The sequence below is a fragment of the Streptomyces sp. NPDC057638 genome (assembly GCF_042800315.1).
Lineage (GTDB): Bacteria > Actinomycetota > Actinomycetes > Streptomycetales > Streptomycetaceae > Streptomyces.
Genome location: NZ_JBHVHF010000490.1, coordinates 1 through 3797, shown reverse-complemented (window position 1 = coordinate 3797; position 3797 = coordinate 1). Strand labels below are relative to the sequence as shown.

Here is a 3797-nt window from a genome sequence, read left to right as displayed (position 1 = left end):
ACCCAACCCGCCCCCGCCCCACCCGCTCCTACAACGCCTCGTGGGCTCGCAGAGCTGCATTACCTCCAGGCCCGGACACCGGGCCGGGTGGATCAGTACAGCCCCGAGTAGCTACCCCAGCCGGTGCCGATCTGGGCCGTCGCGCCGAACGAGCCCTTCCCGTCACCCAGGTTCCGCAGCAGCTTGCCGTTGGTGTCGCGCGAGATCAGGTCGTTCTTCCCGTCCCCGTTCTGGTCACCGGCGCCCACGAACGCGTTCCGCCCGGCACCCCAGTCCTTGAAGACCAGCTTCCGCGCGGCGAACGTGCCCGTGGCCGTGGCCTTGCCCGTCCCGTTGTAGCGCCACAGTTCACCGCCCGCGTCCCGGGCCAGCAGATCGCCGTGACCGTCGCCGGTCAGATCGCCCGCCCCGATCAGGGTGAGCCCCTTCCAGGAGCCGGACAGCTTCACCGCGCGGGCGAGGGAGCCCGAACCGTTGTCCGCGTAGAGGTACAGCTCCCCGGTGGACCGGACCCGGGCCAGCAGATCCACCCGCCCGTCCCCGGTCAGATCACCGGGGGACAGCAGCGCGTCGAAGGCGGAGAAGCCCGCGCCGATCCGCTTCTTCGGGGAGGTCGGCTTCGGCAGTCCGGCGCAGGCGCCGTCATGGCGGTACAGCTCGCCCTTGGTGGTGCGGACGACCAGGTCGTTGCAGCGGTCGCCGGTCATATCGCCCAGGGGCAGGACACGGTTGATGTCCTTCCAGCCCGAGGAGCTGCTCAGCTGGCCGCCCGTGCTGGAGCCCTTGTCGAACCCCTGGTGCGCCGTGAGGCCGGTCCCCCGCTGGGTGACCAGTTCGGCGACACCGTCGCCGCCGTGGTCGCGGAAGGGGGTCTTGCCGCCGAGCAGATCGACCGCGCCGCTGGTGACGGCGCGCATCCCGGTGCCGGTGTCGGCGCTCAGCGTCCAGGTGTAGCGGCCGCCGTCGAGCGTCTTCCCGCCGCTGTCCTTCCCGTCCCAGCGGGCCGCGACCCGCGTGCCCTGGCTCTCGGTGGACGCGACGGTACGAACGGTCCGTCCGGTCTTGTCCTTGAAGCCGACGCTCCAGCGGACCGGCGGGACGCTGAGCTGCCAGCGGCCCGTCCAGCCGGAGGAACCCGAGGCCGAGACGGAGGTGTCCGCCTCCCCCTCCAGGAGTCCGACCGGCGTCCTCGGGACATCGACCCGGCGTACGTGGATCGCGTCCCGCTCACCGAGATAGGCGATGTTCCCGCCGAACTTGTCCACGGTGAACCGTCCGGCCGGGCCGATCTCCGACGTCCGGGCCGTGCCGGTGCCCTGGTGGAAGTCGCTCAGCCAGAGCTTGCCGTTCTTCGAGGTGACGGCGAACCCGTCGCCGAGCTTGGTCTCCGCGCCCGGCAGCGGTGTGCTGGTACGGCTCTTCTGGTCCCAGACGCCCGCCGTGCCGTCGGCACAGGCCCACAGCAGCCAGCGGCCCACGGCCTGGAGGTCGTTGGGGACACAGCCCGACCCCGTCGCCAGGTCCGGCGACTTCTTCTTCGTCTTGAGGTCGAGCCAGGCGACGGTGCCGCCGGCCTTGCCCGGCGTCCACAGGGTGGTGCCCCAGACGGCGGCGGCGGTGGCCGGGATCTCGAAGGACGGCCGGGCGGAACGGTCCATGAGGTCGGCCACATGCTGCTTGCCGTCCTGCGTGCGCAGCACCGCGTACCGCCCGGTGGCGTCCACGATCCGCTGGGCGCTGCCCTCACCGAGGGAGGGCTGGTTCAGCCCGTGGCCGCTGCCGTCGGCGAAGAGCACGAACGAACCGGCGGCGATATAGAGATAGCTCCCCTCACCCAGCGGGCTGAGCGAACCGTCGCTGAGGTTCACCGACTGCCGCTGCACCGGTTCGGAGACGGTGGGCGCGCCCGCTCCGGCGCCGGTCCGCCGCTCGTACAGGGCCCGGTGCCGCGACTCCTCGGTGGAGTTGATGGTGGCGAGGCGTCCGGCGCCCAGCGCCAGGGCGTCATACCGGATATGGCGCGGCGCCACGGGGAGCGCCATGGTGGCCACGGGGGCACCGTCGGCGCCGAGGGCGATCCGCTGGTAGCCCCACGCGCGCGACCCGGAGCCGCCCGCGACGAGCAGGGAGCCGTCCGGGACCGCGTGGCGCCATACGTCGGCCTCCCGCAGCAGCTCGCGTGACGCGCCGCCGCCGACCGGGATGGCGTGGAGCGCCCCGAAGGCCGTGTCCCAGCCCTGGTGCCGCACGCGGTAGACGATCCAGTCGCCGACGCTCCCCATCACCCGTTCCACCCGGCCCGTGAACTCCTCGGGCAGCGTGGTGGTGACCGGCTTGGCCTCCCTCACCCGGCGGTCGAGGGTGACCACCTCCGTGCTTCCGGGCTGGTACGCCACGACGTGGTCACCGCCCAGCCGGAGCCCGTCGCCACCGGTGAACTCCTGTGACAGCTCGGTCAGCCATGCCCCCTCGTAGGAGAACAGCACCCGGACGGCGGGGGCGTCCTTCCGCGTCACGGTGAGCACCGCGCCATGGAAGTCCTGCCCCATCTGGGTGGTGAACCCGGTGGCCCCCTCGGGCAGCCCGGCCACCGGCCGGGACTCGGTGCGCCCGTCGACGGCGGTCAGCACGGACAGCTCGCTGATCATGCCGTCCGCGCCGCGCCGGAAGGCGAGGACGGAGTCCTTGGTGTACGCCCGGGTCCACTCCGCGCCCGGGGGCAGGGTCACCGTGGACACCGCGCCGGTGGCCAGATCGGTGAGCGTGATGGGCCGGGAGCCGTCGGCGGCGGGCTCGGCCGCCTGCTTGGCGCGCAGCCAGGAGTGGCCCGCGGAGGTGGGGCCCGGGGCGGGCACCGTCTTCCCCGTGGCGTACTCCGTCCAGTACGAGCCCGTGCCACCGGGCGGGGTGTGGAGGAAGCCGGTGGCACCCGACTCGAAGGCCCGGGTCGCGGGATAGCCCTTGTCCACGATCGGCGGCACCACGGTCTCCTGCTCCGACGCCACCGCCCCGGGGGCCGCCGCCGCGGTCGGCGCGGTCACCGCGCACAGACCGGCGCCCACGGCGAGCACCACGGAGGTGGCGACGGCCCGGCGCGTCCACGCGCCGGACGGGAGGGTTGGGGAAACCTGCACGGATCGTCCTTCCGATGGGGCGGGCCGGGCGCGCGAACGCCCGTCCCGGCCATGCTGCTCGTTCTATCGCCGGGTGATCGGTCCACCGGCCACGGCTGGCGGCCTCTCGCCGTGCCGCGCGCGGGGACCGCCCGGGTCCGCTCCCGCGCTCTCCCCCACGGAGCACCGGAGCCACCCGGCCGGCCTCGCCCTCGTACCCCGCCCGCGTCCGGCCGGGACCCGGGGGCCGCCGACCGCCACGGACGACGGTGGTACGACGGCGGCGCGCGGCACGACGTCAGGTCGGACCCCCGGCCATGGCTCGCATACGAGTCACACCCTTCACTCCCGTCACACCAGTGACCGCACTGAGATCAGGCGATCCCTGGGGGAACAGTGGCGACGGAAGCGAAGCGGAGGGACTCGGAGAGAGCGCGCCCGGGGGTTCCTGCCAAGTGAGACTCATGACCAGGCCAATGGTTGTCCATCTGTTCCCGAGATTTTTCCGAGCGCAGAGCACACCCCTGCCCGAGCGGAAACGGAAGGAAACCAGAGGACGGCGGAGGCAAGGGGAGGGGGAGCACCGTGCCATGGGGCACCGAGGCGAGGACCGACAACGGCGCGACACCGGGCCGGGGGCGGGCCACAGCACGCGACAGGGCCCGCATCCCAAGGGATGCGGGC

General features: G+C 73.1%; 1 protein-coding gene. It reads right to left on the bottom strand.

Annotated elements, in window-relative coordinates; all coding sequences use genetic code 11:
- Positions 1-92 precede the first annotated feature (92 nt).
- Positions 93-3134, bottom strand: coding sequence for an FG-GAP-like repeat-containing protein (locus ACFVIM_RS33790; RefSeq protein WP_384309809.1), 3042 nt, complete (start codon positions 3132-3134; stop codon positions 93-95).
- Between the last annotated feature and the right edge of the window lie 663 nt (positions 3135-3797).